The sequence below is a fragment of the Arthrobacter sp. NPDC058127 genome, assembly GCF_042884555.1.
Lineage (GTDB): Bacteria > Actinomycetota > Actinomycetes > Actinomycetales > Micrococcaceae > Arthrobacter.
Genome location: NZ_JBHVTT010000005.1, coordinates 150194 through 167252, shown reverse-complemented (window position 1 = coordinate 167252; position 17059 = coordinate 150194). Strand labels below are relative to the sequence as shown.

The 17059-nt window shown below is 65.2% G+C and carries 17 protein-coding genes; 15 read left to right on the top strand and 2 right to left on the bottom strand.

All coding sequences use genetic code 11. The features are described from left to right. The first annotated feature begins 10 nt into the window (after positions 1 to 10). From ACFVTG_RS10010 to ACFVTG_RS09960, 11 genes are all read left to right on the top strand, one after another. Positions 11 to 1270, top strand: coding sequence for a phage tail sheath subtilisin-like domain-containing protein (locus ACFVTG_RS10010; RefSeq protein WP_284752861.1), 1260 nt, complete (start codon positions 11 to 13; stop codon positions 1268 to 1270). Position 1271: 1 nt separating this feature from the next. After that, on the top strand, positions 1272 to 1763 hold the full coding sequence (locus ACFVTG_RS10005; RefSeq protein ID WP_284752860.1) for a phage tail protein: 492 nt from the start codon (positions 1272 to 1274) through the stop codon (positions 1761 to 1763). Between the two features lie 1097 nt (positions 1764 to 2860). Continuing rightward, positions 2861 to 3619, top strand: coding sequence for a hypothetical protein (locus ACFVTG_RS10000; RefSeq protein ID WP_284752859.1), 759 nt, complete (start codon positions 2861 to 2863; stop codon positions 3617 to 3619). Further along, entirely contained in the window at positions 3616 to 5136 is a 1521-nt protein-coding gene (locus tag ACFVTG_RS09995; RefSeq protein WP_390280014.1) for a phage baseplate assembly protein V, read from the top strand. The genes ACFVTG_RS10000 and ACFVTG_RS09995 overlap by 4 nt, the downstream gene beginning before the upstream one ends. Then, positions 5136 to 5477, top strand: a complete 342-nt coding sequence (locus tag ACFVTG_RS09990; RefSeq protein WP_390280011.1) for a hypothetical protein — start codon at positions 5136 to 5138, stop codon at positions 5475 to 5477. Before ACFVTG_RS09995 ends, ACFVTG_RS09990 begins: the two co-directional genes overlap by 1 nt. Before the next feature lie 13 nt (positions 5478 to 5490). Further along, the gene (locus ACFVTG_RS09985; RefSeq protein ID WP_390280009.1) at positions 5491 to 5925 is read left to right on the top strand and encodes a GPW/gp25 family protein; all 435 of its coding nucleotides are present in this window, start codon (positions 5491 to 5493) and stop codon (positions 5923 to 5925) included. Beyond that, on the top strand, positions 5922 to 8570 hold the full coding sequence (locus ACFVTG_RS09980; RefSeq protein ID WP_390280007.1) for a baseplate J/gp47 family protein: 2649 nt from the start codon (positions 5922 to 5924) through the stop codon (positions 8568 to 8570). The genes ACFVTG_RS09985 and ACFVTG_RS09980 overlap by 4 nt, the downstream gene beginning before the upstream one ends. After that, positions 8563 to 9093 (top strand): phage tail protein, encoded by a 531-nt coding sequence (locus ACFVTG_RS09975; protein WP_284752854.1) that lies wholly within the window; start codon positions 8563 to 8565, stop codon positions 9091 to 9093. The genes ACFVTG_RS09980 and ACFVTG_RS09975 overlap by 8 nt, the downstream gene beginning before the upstream one ends. Positions 9094 to 9106: 13 nt before the next feature. Continuing rightward, positions 9107 to 9580 carry a hypothetical protein gene (locus tag ACFVTG_RS09970; protein ID WP_390280005.1) on the top strand — a complete coding sequence of 158 codons (474 nt, stop codon included), beginning with the start codon at positions 9107 to 9109 and terminating at the stop codon, positions 9578 to 9580. A 27-nt stretch (positions 9581 to 9607) separates the two neighbouring features. Beyond that, the gene (locus tag ACFVTG_RS09965; RefSeq protein WP_390280003.1) at positions 9608 to 10537 is read left to right on the top strand and encodes a PASTA domain-containing protein; all 930 of its coding nucleotides are present in this window, start codon (positions 9608 to 9610) and stop codon (positions 10535 to 10537) included. Between the two features lie 63 nt (positions 10538 to 10600). Next, complete coding sequence (locus ACFVTG_RS09960; RefSeq protein ID WP_390280001.1) at positions 10601 to 11827, top strand: pyridoxal phosphate-dependent aminotransferase; 1227 nt, start codon at positions 10601 to 10603, stop codon at positions 11825 to 11827. A gap of 8 nt (positions 11828 to 11835) precedes the next feature. Here the strand turns inward: ACFVTG_RS09960 and ACFVTG_RS09955 are convergent, their stop codons facing one another. Next, positions 11836 to 12678, bottom strand: coding sequence for a hypothetical protein (locus tag ACFVTG_RS09955; protein ID WP_390279999.1), 843 nt, complete (start codon positions 12676 to 12678; stop codon positions 11836 to 11838). 86 nt (positions 12679 to 12764) lie between these two features. On the opposite strand from ACFVTG_RS09955, the gene ACFVTG_RS09950 reads away from it, so the two are divergent. The 4 genes from ACFVTG_RS09950 to ACFVTG_RS09935 all read left to right on the top strand — a co-directional run bounded on the left by ACFVTG_RS09950 (position 12765) and on the right by ACFVTG_RS09935 (position 16123). Then, the gene (locus ACFVTG_RS09950) at positions 12765 to 13580 is read left to right on the top strand and encodes a methyltransferase domain-containing protein (protein WP_234751019.1); all 816 of its coding nucleotides are present in this window, start codon (positions 12765 to 12767) and stop codon (positions 13578 to 13580) included. A 112-nt stretch (positions 13581 to 13692) separates the two neighbouring features. After that, the gene (locus ACFVTG_RS09945; RefSeq protein WP_390279997.1) at positions 13693 to 14052 is read left to right on the top strand and encodes a YciI family protein; all 360 of its coding nucleotides are present in this window, start codon (positions 13693 to 13695) and stop codon (positions 14050 to 14052) included. Between the two features lie 3 nt (positions 14053 to 14055). Beyond that, entirely contained in the window at positions 14056 to 15309 is a 1254-nt protein-coding gene (locus ACFVTG_RS09940; protein WP_390279995.1) for an RNA polymerase sigma factor, read from the top strand. A gap of 190 nt (positions 15310 to 15499) precedes the next feature. Then, positions 15500 to 16123 carry a LysE family transporter gene (locus tag ACFVTG_RS09935; protein WP_269995229.1) on the top strand — a complete coding sequence of 208 codons (624 nt, stop codon included), beginning with the start codon at positions 15500 to 15502 and terminating at the stop codon, positions 16121 to 16123. A 12-nt stretch (positions 16124 to 16135) separates the two neighbouring features. Here ACFVTG_RS09935 and ACFVTG_RS09930 read toward each other — a convergent pair whose 3' ends face one another. Beyond that, positions 16136 to 16804, bottom strand: coding sequence for a hypothetical protein (locus ACFVTG_RS09930; protein ID WP_390279993.1), 669 nt, complete (start codon positions 16802 to 16804; stop codon positions 16136 to 16138). Positions 16805 to 17059 lie beyond the last annotated feature (255 nt).

The following is a 17059-nucleotide window of genomic DNA, read 5'->3' as shown; positions in this document are numbered from 1 at the left end:
GGAGCACACCATGGCGAATTACCAGGCGCCGGGAGTGTATGTACAGGAAGTGCCCAGCGGTGCCCGCTCGATCGGACAGGTCAGCACCAGCATTGCCGGTTTTGTAGGAGTTTCACCGGACCCGTCGGCGTATCCGGACGAAGCAAGGGTTCTGGACAACTGGACCCAGTTCGTGGACCAATACGTCGGCAAATCCACGCAGGGCACACCCCTGTCCAACGCCGTCTTCGGATTCTTCGCCAACGGCGGGAGCCGCTGCTATGTGGTCAACATCGGTTCCGGTAGCAGCCTCACCGGCACCGCCGCGAAGCCCACCGGCGTGACTCTGTTCGAGGCGATCGACGACATCTCCATGGTGGCCGCCCCCGGATACAGCGACGCCGAAGCGTACGCGGCGCTGCAGGCCCATGTGGAGCATCCCTTGCGGCAGGACCGCATGGCGATCATGGACACCCCGGAGAAAGTGGACGACGTCGGAGCCCTCACCCGGGCGGCTACTTCCGGCGTGCCGGACGCCCCGAAGCCGAGCGACGGTGAATCAGACGACAAAGCCGATGCCGACAAGACAAAGACCGGGCGGGCGACCGGCGAGGACGCGATCGGAGCGCCCCAATCCCCCGGCGGCTACACAGCGCTGTACTTTCCGTGGATCGTCATGACCGATCCGGTGTCCGGCAAGAAGGTGACTCAACCGCCGTCGGGCCATGTTGCCGGAGTGTGGGCCCGCGTGGACGCGACGCGTGGTGTCCACAAGGCCCCCGCGAACGAACCCATCCAAGGAGCGCTGGACCTGGTCCGGCGGGTCAGCCGCGGCGAACAGGAAGTACTGAACCCGGCCGGGGTGAACTGCATCCGCTATTTCCCGGGAGAAGGCATCCGCATCTGGGGTGCCCGGACCAAGGCACCCGAGGCAAGCGAATACCGCTACGTCAACGTCCGCAGGCTGACCAACATGATCAAGGAATCCGTGGCTGACGGTACGCGCTGGGTGGTCTTTGAACCCAACGACCACACCTTGTGGAAGTCCATCCGACGCGACATCGGCGCATTCCTGACCAACGTCTGGCGGGACGGGGCGCTGTTGGGCACTACTCCCCAACAGGCCTTCTTTGTGAAATGCGATGAAGAGACCAACCCGCCCGAAGTCCGCGATGCGGGGCAGGTTGTCACCTTGATCGGCATCGCACCCGTCAAACCCGCCGAGTTCGTGATCTTCAAGCTCATGCAGTCGGCAGACAACACCAGCGAGACAGAGAGCGCAGGAGCCTGAAATGAGCACGCAGCCAAGCACGCCAGCCCCTGCTGCCCAACCCGGGAACGTGGTGGACCCCTACCGCGCCTATAACTTCAAACTGGTCATCCAGGGCGTGGTCCAAGGACACTTCACCAAGGTTGAAGGGCTTGGGCTGAAGATCGACCGCATCTTGTACCGCTCCGGTGGCGAGAACAGCACGGTCCGGGTCATCCCCGGCCAGGTCGAGTACACCCCGGTGACCCTCCGCTATGGGCTGACCGACTCCACCGAAATGCTCCAATGGCTGTTCAAGGCCGTCGATGGACGTGTGGAGCGGCGCAACGTCTCCATCGCCATGCTCAACGACGCCGGCTCGGTGGAGGTCCGCCGCTGGAACTTGCTCGGCGCCTGGCCATGCGACTGGTTCGGGGCCCCGTTGGATGCCCTCGGCAAGGACCTGGCCATCGAATCCCTCAGCATCGCGTACGACCGCTTGGAGCTCGACGATGCCCGCGCTCCCGTGGCTTGACGGGAGGCGGCCCCGGAATCCGTGGCGTCATAAGGCGGCGCGGCGGCTGCGGGAACTCGCGGAAAGGCTCGAACGGCCGTCGCAACTTGATGCCGAAGCTGATGCCGGGGCTGCCGTTGTTGAAACAGGGCGCATCCTTGGGACTGGGCGAATCGTCGAGACTGGGCGGGCGGTCGGAACGGAGGGCCCGACGCCGGCTCGAAGACTGGACACGTCCGGCGCACCGGAGCATTGGGTCCAGTTGCTCCGCGACGCCGGCCTCGTCGCCGATCCGAACCCTCGCTCACATATACCCCCCACCAACCCCAACCCTCGCTCAGATCCGGGCGTGTCCAGCCCCAACCCTCGCTCACATCCGGGCGAGTCCAGCCCCAATATTGTCAGCGAGACCGGGGCCGCAAGCCCGGCCCGGAACAGCGCCCTGGGGCCCGTGCCCCGTACGCTCCCCCGCTTGATGCTCGGCTCGCGACTGCAGAGGCCCACATCCACGGGCTCCCTGCCGGACCGTGCCGCCGGAAGCGCAGCGACCATTTCCTGGCCACACCTCGCGCCGCTGGCAATCCCCGTAGACGAGGCAACCATCGATGCCCCAGTAGCCCCCGCGGTGGAGGCCGTATCCCCACACGCTCCGCAGTCAATGCGCCCGGTGCTGAGACTTCGTGGAATCCCGCTGGTCATCGCCACGGACCGGCCCGCCACTCGACAAGTAGTTTTTGAACAAGCAGTCCCAACTCAGGCAGCCCTTGAACAAGCTGAGCAGCGCCAGGAAGCCCCAACACGCTCCAGCAAGACCAGCCCGCCTAACCCAATCACGGCTCAGCCGGCCACAACGCCCCTGCACCAACCGCCAGATGCTGCGCGCGCCGTCGTCGTCCTCCCAGAGCACCCGCGCCCGGAGCACCTGCGCCCAGGGCACCCGAACGCAGAACGCCAAGGCCACCCGAGCACGACGCCGGAGCGTGCCCCCTCGGCACCAATAACCGGAAACTGGCCGGAATTGGCCCCACGCCCCGCGCCCCGGCCCGCCGCGGAAAGAGCAACAACAGAAGAGATGGCCCGCGCCGCCCGACTGAGCAACGAACAATTGGCGGTCTGACATGGAACGCGTCGCTTTCCTGATCGAGGACACCGGGGAACACCTTGGGTGCCTGCTCAATCCGGAAACCGTAGTCATGTCGCGAACCGCGGGCGTGGAGCCTCGGCGCTCGGCAGGGGGCAAGCTGACCGGAACGGGGCTCGCGGACGATCCCTTGCTCTTCACGGGAGGCGGACACACCGAGCTTCGCTTGGATCTCCTGTTCGACGTCGACCTCGCGCCGGCGTCGCTCCATGTGCAGGACGTGCGCCAGATGACGCGGCCCATCTGGGCGCTCGCAGAGAACTCGGCCGAGGTGGAGAGGCAACGCCGGCCGCCGTCGGTCCGGTTCGTGTGGGGGCGCGCATGGAACGTGCCCGGGATCGTGACCGAAGTAGCGGAGCGTTTCGACCGCTTTTCGCCGGATGGCTCCCCCTTGCGTTCGTGGATGCGCATGGTATTTGTGCGGGTCGGGCAGAGCGCTGACGAGGAAGGCGGCGAGAACTACGAGCTCGCCCAGCGGCTGCCGGCGGTGGACCTGACGGCGCCGCCCGTGGATACGCTCGCGGTGGGCGGCGACGGCAGTACGGACAGGAATGCAACAGCGCCCGACGGCGGCGAGCTGGTTCCGGAGGTTCCGCCCGGTGAGCTGGGACGCCTCAGCCTGGCCGCCTTTGGCACGCCGCTGCTGTGGAAGTTGCTGCTGGAGTACAACAACATCGACGATCCCGCGCACTTCAACGGCCCCCTCGCCGTTCCCCCGGTTGGCGAGGCGCCATGAGGCAGCTCCAAGGCTTGCCGGAACTCATTGTCACCCTCGGGCGGCGCCGGCTCTCCGCGTCCGAAACCGCGGCGATCATCTCCGTGCAGGTCCTCAGCTCGCTCGCCAGGCCGGCCCAGTGCCTCATCAGCTGGCGCCCCGGTCCGGGACGCTCCGCGACAGCGCGCGGCGGAGTGGACCCCGCGCCGGGGGATGCGCTGCGCGTGGAACTCGGTGGCCAGCGCACTCCGCTTTTCGTGGGCGAAGTGACCGTGGTGGAACACAGCTACGGCGCAGATCTTTCGCAGGAAGTCCGCGTCCGTGCCTACGACGCCCTGCACCGCCTCAGGAAACGCCAGTTCACCCGATTGCACAGCGACGTCGACCTCGCCGGGTTGGCCCGCACACTTACCGAGGGCACAGGGCTGCAAGTGGTAGGCGGCGCAACCCGGCTGGGTGAGGTGTACCAGTGTGCCCGCTCAGACTTGAGCCTGTTGGTGGAACAGAGCGCCCGGGCGGGTGCGTATCCCGTGGTCGATGGCGACGTCCTGAGACTTGGCGATTTGTCCGGCGAAGGCGAACCTATCGAGCTGGAACTTGGCAGCAGCCTGCATTCGGCCGAGGTGGAACTAAGCCAGGAGCCGGCGTACCTCGGGGCCAAAACCACAGGCTGGCGGCCCGACGACGCCTCGGTGCAGGAGGCCTCAGCCAGTACCAGCGACGCGAAAGCCAACGTCGCCGCAGACCCTGCGCTCCCGAGCGTCGGCGCGGGCGGCGATCTCCTGCGCGACAACGAGGCCCTCGCGTCCCAATCCGCAGCCCACGGCTTGGCCCAGGCGGATCTCGACGTCCGGATGGCCGGGCAAGTCACCGCAGTCTTCGTGGCCGACGGCGATCCGCGCCTCCGGGCGGGCCGTCGGGTTCGCGTGCGCGGACTCGCGACGTCGCTCGAAGGCACCTACGCGATTGTCACTGCCACCCACCGGCTGGACAACACGGGCTACGAAACCACCATCGCCACGCGTCCCCCGGAAGCCCCTCCCGTCCGGCGTCCCGACGTCTTCACCCTTGGCACGGTCCTGGATGTGGAAGATCCGGAGGGCCGCGGCCGGGCACGGGTCCGGCTCCCCGCATATCCGCCGCTGGAGTCAGCCTGGGCGCCGGTCCTCACAATGGGAGCCGGAACAGGGAAAGGTTTCGTGGTGCCGCCAGCCGCGGAGGACACTGTGCTGGTCCTGCTGCCTGCCACGGATCCGGCGCAGGCCATCATTCTGGGCGGTCTCTATGGCCGCGAACAGACCCCGGACAACAGTGTGAACTCGCCTCGGGATAGCCGGTACGCCTTCCGGAGCGCTGACGGCCAGCAGATAGTGCTCGACGGCGGCAATCGCACCGTCAGCTTCACGGACGGACATGGCTCAACGGTGGAACTCGGGCCGGACAAGCTGTGCATCACCGCGGCTACGGACCTGGTCCTGGAGGCACCGGGTAAGGCTATGAAGATCCGGGCCAAGACCGTCGATTTCGAGGAGGCCTGATGCCGAAGCTCCTCGTCAAGGAAGCCATCCTGCGCTGCGGACACGACGGGAAAGTGGAAAACGTCCCTTCCCAGCAGTGGGTCCGCGTTGCCGGCTCGCCGGTTTTGGTCGACAACGATCCGCAAGGGCGCGACATCAGCATGTGCCCCAACGTAGGCCTCAACATCAAGCCCTGCAACAAGACACTGCAAGTGATCAAGGGATATTCGGGCTTTGTCCGGATCGGCGGCAAAAGGGTCTGCCTGGACACCGTGGAGGGCTACACGGACGGCACCCCGCCGGGTGCCGTCAAGTACACGGTCCGGCGGCCGGGCCAGGAATCCGTGGCGGCGGGATCATGAGAGGCGGCGAATCGTGAGCGTCCCCAGGTACAAGTCGGTGGCCTTCGTGCACCCGGATTTCGATGCCGCCACCGGCCATCCCGGCTTGCGGCTGACGCCCGACGGACGGCTCGCTACCGTCACGGACGCAGCTTCGGTCCGTCAGGCCCTCCTCCTGCTGCTGAGCACCAGGCCCGGCGAGCGCGTCAACCGGCCCACCTACGGCTGCCATCTGTTCCGGCTCGCTTTCGCGCCCGCGGATGACACCACGGCAGGCCTGGCCATCCATTACGTTGCCCGGGCCGTGGAGCAATGGGAGCCCCGGATCACCGTTCTGTCCTTGGATGCCTCCCGGTCCCCCGAAAGCCCTGAAGTGCTGGAGGTCCGGTTGCGGTACCGGGTCCGGTCCACCCAGCTCGAGGACCAGCTCGCCATCGCCCTGCCCGTTGATTCCGGAGGTGCAGCATGAGTATCCCCGTCCCGAATCTCGATGACCGCAGCTTCGCGGACCTCGTTGCCGGCGCCCGCGAGCGCATCCAGCAGATCGCCCCGGAGTGGACTGACCTCTCCGTCCACGATCCCGGCATCACCATCCTCGAGGCTTTCGCTTACCTCACGGACACTCTGATGTACCGGCTCAACCGGGTGCCGGAAAAACTGTATGCGGTCTATTTGAACCTGCTTGGCACCAGCCTGTACCCGCCCAGCACGGCCGAAACCATCCTCGAATTCACGCGGGCGTCGGCGGGAAGCGCTACTGACAACCAGGACATCCGCATCCCTCGCGGGACCCAGGTCAGCTGCCCGCCAGGCGTGCCCGGCTCGCCGCAACCGGTATTCACTACGACGACGGCGGCCGTCCTCGCGGCAGGCCAGTCCAGTGTCCAGGTCCCGGCAGCCGATGTCACCTTGTACGACGCCGTCCCCATCGGCGTCGGAACCGGTCGCCCGGGCCAGAGCTTCGTCATTCCCAATGCGCCGATCGTCTCCGGGGCTGGCCTGTCCATCGCCGTCGAAGTCCCCTCCGGCACCCAGCTGAGCAGTGGCGAAGCCGTCCTGGTGGACGGCAAGCCTTTCCGGTTTTGCCGCGAAGTCGAGGCCTTCGCGGACGCCGGCCCGGACGAGGCCCCGGTCCGGATCGACCGGAGTGCCGGCGTCGTGATGTTCGCATGGTGGGACGAGGAGTCCGCAGCCCGGACAGCAGTTGTTCCCGGCCCGGGTGCCGGGGTGCGCGCCTGGTACCGCGGCGGCGGCGGTCAGCGCGGCAATGTCGGGGCGGGCCAGTTGACGGTCATGCGCGCCCCGATCCCCGGGGTAAAGGTCAGCAACCCGGAACCCGCGACCGGAGGCCGCGACGGCGAATCCCTGGAGAACGCGCTGCGCCGGGCCCCGCAGGATTTCCAGGCCCGTGACCGCGCGGTCACGGTGCGGGACTACGAGGTCCTGGCCATGCGCCATGGCGGTGTCGCGCGGGCCCGTGCGTTCACGCGGCGGGACATCTGGGCCTTCGCCAGACCGGGCGAGGTGGAGGTGGTGCTGGTGCCGTTTGTCCCGGGCGCTTCCGAAGAAGGCGCGGCAGCCCCTGTTCTCGTGCGCGCCGCCGAGCTGACTTCCCAGGCACGTGAAAGCGTCCGCCTTGAAGTGGAACAGTACCTGCGCCGCCGCTCCACCGTGGGAGCAGAGCCTGTGGTCCGCTGGGGTCTCTACAAACAAGTGCTGGTGGACGCGAGGATCGTGGTTCGCCCTGATGAGGACGCCGATGCGGTGAAGTCCAGGATCGTGGGCCGGCTCGCGGAGGGCATCAGTCCGCTCAACCCGGGTTCTTCCAACTATGGTTCGGGCTTCGGCAAGCCGTTGCGCGTCTCCAACCTCTACCGGGCGATGGAGGAGGCCGAACCCGGGGTCCAGTACGTGGACCGGGTACGGCTCGAAGTGGACAAGGTTCCGGATACCGATGCCTTGGCGCTGGTTCAGGCTGAAGGACAGGACAACACGTGGTTCGTGGCGCAGGACAGTACCCTGTTCCGCACGACCAACTCCGGCGATGGCTGGGAGGCGTGTGCCGAATTTGGCTCGGAGGCGGCCAGCGAAGCGGTGAGGTCCGTCGCGCCTTTCCGCTCTCCGGCGCCGGGCCGCTTCGGCGGAGCTGGCTATGGCCCTGGCGGTTTCGGTCCCGGGCAGCATCCCGGCATGGTGGCGGTCAGCACCGTGACCCCCGCGGGCTCGCGCATCTACGTCAGCGAGGACCTCGGCGAATCGTGGCGGCGGGCCGCGGAACTGGGATTCGTCGTCGCGGATTTGTGCTGGGTGGACCGGCAAGGGGTCCCGGTGCTTCTGCTCGCAGGCGAGCATGGCCTCTACGAGCTGCCGATGGGTGAGGGTGCTATCCCGGTCCAGAACGTGGTGGATTCCACCCAGCCGGATCGCGGCTTCTACGCGGTGGACGCCTTGGTGGACGTCCGCGGCCGGACCGGCGTGGTGGTGGCGGCGGAGGCCTCCGCGGGCGTCTGGCTTTCCCCCGACGCCGGGGCTGCCGGCAGCTTCAAGCAGATCAGGGCGGCGGGCGAGGACATCCGCTGCATGACCATCCAGTACGACGGCGGCGCGAGCTACGTCTGGCTGGGACGTTCCGTTCCCGAAGGTACAGGGAGTGGCTGCCTCCGATTGAAGATCGATGAACTCGCGCGCACCCAGTTCGATGACGCCCTCATGGCTTCCTGGGAACAATTCAGCGCGGGCTGGACAGGCGGAAGCTGTTGGGGCGTGCATGTGATGGGCGATGCAGCGTACGCCGCCACGCAAAGCGGAGGCGTGTTGCGCCTTCAGCTCGGCCAGGCTTCCGCACAGTGGAGTGTCCCTGATGTGAACTGCGGGCTGCCCCTCAGGGACCGGACTCGTTTCGAGCCGGTCCGCGCTGTGTCCGGCAAAGTGCACGACGACGGTTCGCCGCTTGTGCTCGCGGCTGGCCCCAAGGGGATCTACCGGAGCACGGACAACGCCTTGTCCTGGGCGAGCTGCACGCGGCGGATGGTTGACGACGTCGTGACCCTTCCCGAGACGTGGCTGTTCTCCTCGGGCGAGCACCGGATCGACGTGGTGCGTGGCAATGGTTGAACCCGTACCCCGTAACTCTCCTCTGCTGAAGGTCCTTCCCGAGATCTACCAAGTAGCGGCGGAAACCAGCACGCCACTGCAGGCCCTGATCGCGGTGGCCGAGGACATGCATCGGCCCGTCCGTGATGTCTTGGACCGCATCCACACCGTTCCCGATCCCGGCCGCTCGCCGTCGTCGTTCATTCCTTTCCTGTCGCGGTGGGTGGACCTTGACTGGTTGACCCTGCCAAGCCCGGAGTCCGTGGACTCCGCGGCGGCGGGAGTCCCAGTGGCCAGACAGCGGGACTTGATTGCGTGCGCCGCCTCGTTGTCTGCGCGCCGGGGCACCGTGGACGGTCTCACCCGCTTCCTGCAACTGGCCACCGGGGTCCCGGGATTCGCCGTCGAATCCGTCCCGGGCGAGTTCCACATCAAGGTTCTGGTCCCTGCGGCTGCCGCCGGGCACGTGGAGCTGGTCCGCAGGATCGTCAAGGGAATCAAGCCTGCCCACGTGACGGACGAGATCGAGGTGGTGGGCACGTGAACGGGCCTGTGCCGTGAACGACGGGAACCGGAAGCCCCTCATCGTGGTGATCGTGTGCGGTGTCATCGCTGCGCTCGTGCTGGTTTTCGGCGTGAGCTGCGGCGGCGGGAACAACAACGCGGCGGCCAGTTGGCAGTCGGGCTTCTCGCAGGCTGCCAAAGGAGGCACCCTCGCGGCCTCGGATCTCGTAGGCCCAGGCGGCCAGTGTTCGGCGGCGGCAACGCAGCTGCTCGTGGCGGGAAGCTGCGTTTTCGAGGTCAAGAAGTTCGGGGGTCTGTTCGATCTGGGCAGCCCCACCAAGCGTGCCCGGCTGGCTCCCCAGCAAGCAGTCACCGTGACGCTCCTGGTGGAGGGCACACGAACAGAACAGGATGTCTCTGCCGGGGACACTGTCAGCCTGACCTTCGGCACCTCCGGGGGTCAGCTGGGGATCACGTGCCGCGTTGTTGGCACGTGTGCGCTGAAGCTCCTGGAAGCAGGAGGATGAGTTCATTGCCCGAAAGGCGGTTGTTGCATGAGCACCATCACCATGACGCTGAGTTCTCCCACGGTGGAAATCAAGGACGGCAAAGGTTCCCTCACGGTGTCCGTGACCAACGGAGCTCCCGGCCCCGAACGCGTGGTGCTCGGAGCATTTCCCGGAGTGGAAAGCACACCGCCGTCGCCGACGTACGCCACCATCCCCACTCCGTTGCGGACCATCGCAGCCGGAGCTACCGAGCAATACCTGGTCAATTTCGACACCGCCGGTGCCGCGCCAGGCTCTTATCCGGTGAAACTGATCGCCTACTCTGCCGACGACGCCCCTGAGGACTATGCCGACCAGGCCCACGTGGTGACGCTGACCGTCACCAAGCCCGCCGAAACGCCCAAGCCGCGCCCTGGATTCCCGTGGCTGTGGGTGATCGTCGGCGGCGTCGTGCTGTTGGCGGCTATTGGTGGGGTGATCTGGTTCCTCCTCAAGGACGTCAATGTGCCGGACGTGAAAGGCAAGCCGCAGGCAGAGGCGGTACAAATCCTCAAGGACGCCGGGTTCTCCACAGCCACCACGGACAAGGAAAGCGATCAGACCGCCGGGACGGTGGTCACCCAGTCTCCGGAGGCCAACAAGTCCGCCGGGCGCGGTTCCACCGTCAACCTGGAGATCGCAACGCCGGTGAAATCGGTGGTGCCTGCGGTCCTGGGCTTGCGGATCGAGAATGCCCGCACAGCCTTCCAGACCGCAAAAATCCAACTTGATTTCACCCAGGGTTCCACGTGCACGTCCTCGTCCGGATTCTTGCAAAGCTGCGTGGTTGTTGGGGTGAATCCCGATGTGGGGAGCAAGGTGAACCAGAACGCCCTCGTCCTTGTCCGCACTGAAATACGGCAAAACGTCATCATCGAGCCGAATCCCATCAACATTTGCATGGTCCAGCCGCAGGTCTGCGCGATCAAGCAATAGGGCGCCCTTGGTGCCGCGTGTCATCCGGTGCCGAAAACGGTGCCGCCCGTGAAATGATCAACCATGCGTCCGATGCAGCACTCCAGCAAACTACAGAACGTCCGCTATGAACTCCGTGGGCCCATCCTCCAAGCGGCCAAGACCATGGAGGCCGAAGGGCACCGCATCCTCAAGATGAATCTTGGGGACACCGCGCCCTTCGGGCTGGAAGCTCCGGAGTCCGTTGTGGTGGACATGATCCACCACCTCCGCGGAGCCCAGGGTTACAGCGATTCCAAGGGCATCTTCACGGCGCGGACAGCCATTTCGCAGTACTACCAGACCAAGAACCTGATGAATATCGGCGTCGAGGACATCTTCATCGGCAACGGCGTCAGCGAACTGATCTCCATGACGCTGCAGGCCTTCCTGGAGAACGGGGACGAGGTCCTCATCCCCGCGCCGGACTATCCGCTGTGGACGGCCACCGTGACGCTCACGGGCGGCAAGCCGGTGCACTATCTCTGCGATGAGGGCCAGAACTGGTGGCCGGACATGTCCGACGTCGAAGCCAAGATCACCAAGCGCACCAAGGCAATCGTCATCATCAACCCAAACAACCCCACGGGCGCGGTATACCCCCGCCACGTCCTGGAGCAGTTCGCGGCACTGGCGCGCAAGCATGACCTTGTCCTGTTCTCGGACGAGATCTACGAGAAGATCCGCTACGAGGACGCAAAGCACATCCACACGGCGTCCGTGGCAGACGACATCTGCGTCCTGACCTTCAGCGGCCTTTCCAAGGCTTACCGCATGCCCGGCTATCGGGCCGGCTGGGTCGCTGTGACCGGCCCGCACGCGGCAACCGCCGAATACCGTGAGGCGCTGGAGCTCCTGGCTTCCCTCCGGTTGTGCTCCAACGTTCCGGCGCAGCACGCCATCCAGACCTGCCTGGGCGGCTACCAGAGCATCGAGGAGCTCATCAGGCCAGGTGGCCGGCTCCGGGAGCAACGGGATCTGGCCTTGAAGCTCCTCACGGCAATCCCCGGCGTGAGCTGTGTACCGGCAGCCGGTGCAATGTATTTGTTCCCACGGCTGGACCCTGACGTCTATCCGATCGAGAGTGACGAGAAATTCGTCCTCGACCTCCTACAGGACCAGAAGATCCTGGTCTCCCACGGCTCGGCTTTCAACTGGCCCACCCCGGACCACTTCCGCTTCGTCATCCTGCCGTCCGTCCGTGAGATCGAGGAGGCCGTCCGCAGGATCGCGACCTTCCTGGCCGCCTATCGGAACCGGCCTCAAGAGTAGGGCCTTTTTCAGTCCCCCGCCGAGCCGCTGACCCGCAGCGCGTTGATGATCGCCGGGATCGAGCCAAGAAGCATGATCAGGGCCCACACCAAGGCAACCACCACGGTAATGAGCGCCCAGAACTGGTCCCCGATGGACACAAGTGGGCCGGGGAGGAAGCTGTGGATGATGCCGAGGATGACCTGCAGGAGCACGGATACCAAGAGCAGCACCACGAGCCCGGTGACCTTCAGGAATTTCGGCTGGCTCAGAACCAACAGCACCGCGAAAACGATCTTGAGCAGCAACAGGAGGGCAAGGATCGCCGCCGCTTGGCTCGTGGGAAAACTTCCCCATAGCGCCAGGTAGGCAATGGTCCCGAAGGGTGCAGCCACGAACAGCCCGAACATCAGGAACAATTTCGCCAAGGCGAGGAGGGCCGTGAAGAACGCGCCCACCACCCAAAGAAGCGTGACAATCAAGGTGACAATGCCTTGGATTCGTCCGTAAACCCTGAGCTCCATGATCAGGCTGAGTCCGAGCATCACCACGGTGAACAGCAACAGCCCGTCCAGGAACGCAAGGAAACCGATCCCTGCGCCCGGTGGAGCAGCTGATGCGCGTTGGGTTTTTAAGAAGACGTCGATCGGGACGCCGAGCTTGTCCGCTTCGTCAGGCGAAACGGGTTCGACGGCGGTACCTCCGAGGAGGATCGACAAGCCGATTTCAGCCAACACGACGACGGCGAAGACGGCCACTGCCGCAACGAAGAACGGGCGGCGCAAGGCATCCGGGGATGGTCCGTCGCGCAGCCCGCCGAGGCCCGTTCCGCGCCCCAGCTGCGACCCCTGACCCCACCACGCTGGCGCCATGGGTCCATTGTGGCAGGCAGGGGGTTGAAAACAAGGTTTAGCCCAAGTTCCGCCCGCTTTCCACTCCATCGGGGTAGCGTTTCCCTATGAACGAGCAGAAGCCTGAAGACGTCTACACACACGGCCATCACGAGTCCGTCGTACGCGCCCACGCCTCCCGCACAGCCGAGAACTCTGCTGCGTTTGTCATCCCGCATCTCACCGCCGGGACATCGGTGCTCGACGTCGGATGCGGGCCTGGGAGCATCACTTGCGACTTCGCGGAGCTGGTGGCTCCCGCGAAGGTCGTCGGGCTCGACCGTTCCGCCGAGATCGTGGCCCAGGCTGCCTCGCTCGCGGCCGAACGTGGTGTGGAAAACGTGGAATTCGTGACGGGAAACATCTACGATCTGGACTTCGAGGACGAGACCTTCGACCTCGTCCATGCCCACCAAGTCCTGCAGCACCTGACCGACCCCGTGGCCGCGCTGCGCGAGATGCGGCGCGTCGCCAAGCCCGGCGCCATCGTTGCAGTGCGCGACGCCGATTTCCACGGCATGAGCTGGTACCCGGAAGTCCGCGAGCTCGACGACTGGATGGAGCTCTACCAGAAGATCGCCCGACGGAACGGAGCGGAGCCCGACGCCGGGCGGCGGCTCGTGTCCTGGGCGCAGCAGGCGGGCTTCACCGACGTCGCGCCCTCCAGCAGCAACTGGCTGTACGCCACCGCGCAGCAGCGCCGCTGGCAGTCGCGGGTGTGGAGCGAGCGGGTCCTGCACTCCGCCTTTGCCGAGCAAGCGCTCGAATACGGGCTTGCCAACGAAGCTGACCTGGCCAGGATCGCCGCCGGTTGGCACCGTTGGGGCTCCACTGATGATGGCTTCTTCCTGATCCCGAACGGGGAAGTCATCGCACGGGCTTAGCGGCCCCAAAAGTTTCTTAAGATTTTCCAGCAACCCATGTCGAAAACGGTCCCGCAGTTCCGACCCATGAATGAAAGCGCCCACACGGAGCGCCGCTCACAAGGAGTTCGAGATGAAATACATGATCATGATGTTTGGTTCTGCCGAGGGCATGATGGAGACCGCGGATCCCGAATGGATCAGGGAAATGATCGGGTTCATGATCCAGATCGACAAGGATCTCACCGATTCCGGCGAGATGGTGTTTAACGCCGGGCTGGCCGACCCCGGCACTGCCAAGCTGGTCAAGCAGACGGATGGCGGGGTCATCACCACCGATGGACCTTTCGCCGAAGCCAAGGAATCCCTCATCGGCTACTGGGTAGTGGACGTCGCCAGCGAGGAACGGGCCGTCGAAATCTGCTCCAGCATCGTGAAGTACGCGCCGGTCGTCGAACTGCGCCGCGTCCAGGACGCGCCGCCGGAGGTCTAGCGCTTGGCCGAACTTTCCGGGGAATCCACGTTCGAGGACCTGCTGCGCACCCTTGCACCGCAGGTCCTTGGCGTGCTCGTCCGCAGGCACGGCCAATTTGCCGAGTGCGAGGATGCCGTCCAGGAAGCCCTGCTCGAGGCAGCATTGAAATGGCCCGCCTGCGATGTCCCGGATAACCCCAGATCCTGGCTGCTCACGGTCGCCACGCGGCGTTTGGTGGACTACTGGCGCAGCGAAAGTGCCCGGCAGGCTCGCGAACAACGCGCGGCGGCCTTGGAACTGCCGCCTCGCGAGGAGCCTTTCTCAAGCAGCGACGCGGACGGGTCGGAAGAAGACACCCTCACCCTCCTTTTCCTGTGCTGCCACCCCGCCCTCTCTGCACCCTCGCAACTGGCACTGACATTGCGGGCAGTCGGAGGGCTCACGACGGCGGAAATCGCCAGCGCGTTCTTTGTCCCGGAAGCCACCATGGGCCAGAGAATCAGCCGGGCCAAGCAGAGCATCAAGAAAGCCGGAGCCCGTTTCGAACTTCCGGAAACGGGCGATCGAAAGGCGCGGCTCGGCGTCGTACTCCACGTCCTGTACCTGATCTTCAACGAGGGCTACGCGGCAAGTTCCGGCCCATCCATGCAGCGCGAAGACCTCACCGCGGAGGCGATCCGCCTTGCGCGGCTCCTGCAGGGGCTTCTTCCGGACGAACAGGAGGTGGGCGGGTTGCTGGCCCTCATGCTCCTCACCGATTCGCGACGCCGGGCGAGGTCCCTCCCGGACGGTATGCTCGTACCGCTCGCTGAGCAGGACCGCGGGCTGTGGGACACGGCGCAGATCGCCGAGGGGCTTGAACTCTTGTCAGCCGTGTTGGGCGCTGGGCATCCGGGGCCCTATCAGCTGCAGGCCGCCATCGCTGCAGTCCATGCCGAGGCGGCCTCCGCGGACCAGACTGATTGGTCCCAGATCCTGGCGTTGTACACGGTCCTTGAAGCCATGGCTCCAAGTCCGGTGGTGTCGCTCAACCGGGCAGTGGCCGTGGCCATGGTTGATGGGCCGCGGGCGGCGCTTGAGCTGCTGGATGGGCTTGGGACTGGACTGGGAGACTGGCACAGGCTCGACGCCGTTCGCGGGCACCTGCTCGAAATGTCCGGCGACCTTGCGGGCGCCCGGGAATGCTTTCTTGCCGCGGCGAAGAAGACCGGAAGCCTTCAGGAGCGGCAGTATCTTCTGGTGAAGGCGGCCAAACTCGGGCAGTTGTCCACATAGCTCTACCCAAGACTCGTCGTGATTGGGCTCGACGCCGAGATGCAGCTGGAAAGCATCCGGGTTGTCACGGAGTCCATTGAAGGCAGCCTGAAGACGCTCTGGTAACCGCTCGCCCGGGCGGCGCATCAGCTCGTCCGGGCGGCGCATCAGCTCGTCCGGGCCCGGCTTCCTGCGGGCATAAGCTGGATTGGTGCAAATTTCGCTTTGGCTGGCCCTGGTAGGCGCCGGCACCCTGATCAGTTTCACTCCCGGCGCCGGTGCCATCTCCACCATGAGCAATTCGCTCAACTCCGGATTCCGCCGCTCCATCTGGGGAGTGCTGGGCCAACAGGCGGCACTGATCATCCACATCCTGATCGTTGCGCTCGGCGTAGGTGTTCTGGTCTCGAGCTCACCCGTGGTCTTCAACGTGATCCGCTACACCGGGGCGGCATATCTCGTGTACATGGGCATCCGGCAATTCCTGCACCGGCCGGACCTGGACAAGGAAAAAGTGGAGGCCCGGCGGAACGAGCCGGCGTGGTCCATGTTCCAGCGAGGTATTTGGGTCAACTTGCTCAATCCCAAGGCGATCGTTTTCTTCCTGGCCTTCATGCCGCAATTCATCCGCCCCGAGCAGCCGCTGATTCCGCAGTATCTGATCCTCAGCACCACGATCGTTTTCATCGACATCTGCGTCATGTGGTTCTTCTTCGCCTTGGCAGCCCGTTCTTTCCAACGGTTCACGCACAATGAGCACGGACAAAAGGTCCTGAACCGCACATTCGGCGTGCTCTTCATGTCCGTGGGTGTGCTGCTCGCCGTCATCCACTAAAACAATCGTTCGTTATCGGGCAGGCCGCCAGCCGGCTTGGACCAGCGCGCTTCGGACCTTGGCTACGGCAGCTTTCGCATCGTTGAACATGTGGCGCTTTGAGATCCGGACCTCCGTCCAGCCCAGCGCCTCATACCGTTCCGAACGGCTGATGTCCCGCACCACTTGTGCTTCGTTGCCGTGGCCCTCGCCCTCGTATTCGATGCCGATTTTGTACTTCTTGTACGACAAGTCAGGCTGCAGGAACCTCCCGCCGTCCTCGGCCTCAACCGGCACATTGAGTGCGGGTTCCGGCAGGCCTGCCCTCACGATCGCCAGACGGAGCAATGACTCCTGCGGCGAATCCGAGCCTATCCGGATCAGTTGGATGGCTATTTTGGCTTTGCGCAACCCTCTCTTGCCTTTATGGCGATCGATCATTCGCTGAAGATCCCCAAGAGTGCACAGCGGCGCGTCCCGCCCTTCGAATTCAACCCGCGGTATCCGCACACAGCTGTCCCCCATGACCACCAATTCGTCCATGGTCAGTATCTCGGCCATGTCCAACCAGGTGCGCTCCACAGTGGTGACAGGGACGCCATCAACCGTAGTGACCTCGTCCGCATAGAGCTTCATGCGGTGCACGACGACGTGTGGCCGGTTGAGATGGGCAGCACCCTCGGGGCGGATCACATGGAACATTTGCGCTGGCCCCTTCTGGCGACGTCGCGGCAAGCCAAGAAGTTCTGCCGCTGTGAGGTGGGATGCGGCGCATCGCTCATTGACCTCGACGAACGGGCGCACGCGGACGCACAATGGGAGCTCCGCCGTCGGGCTCTCGGAACGGATTCCCTTTCCGAGCCCCGTCAAAGAGCTATGCCGCAAACGCCTTGCGCTAACACCTTCTCGTACCGCTTCTACGACCGTGAAGGGCCGACTCGCGAGATTCGCCGGAAG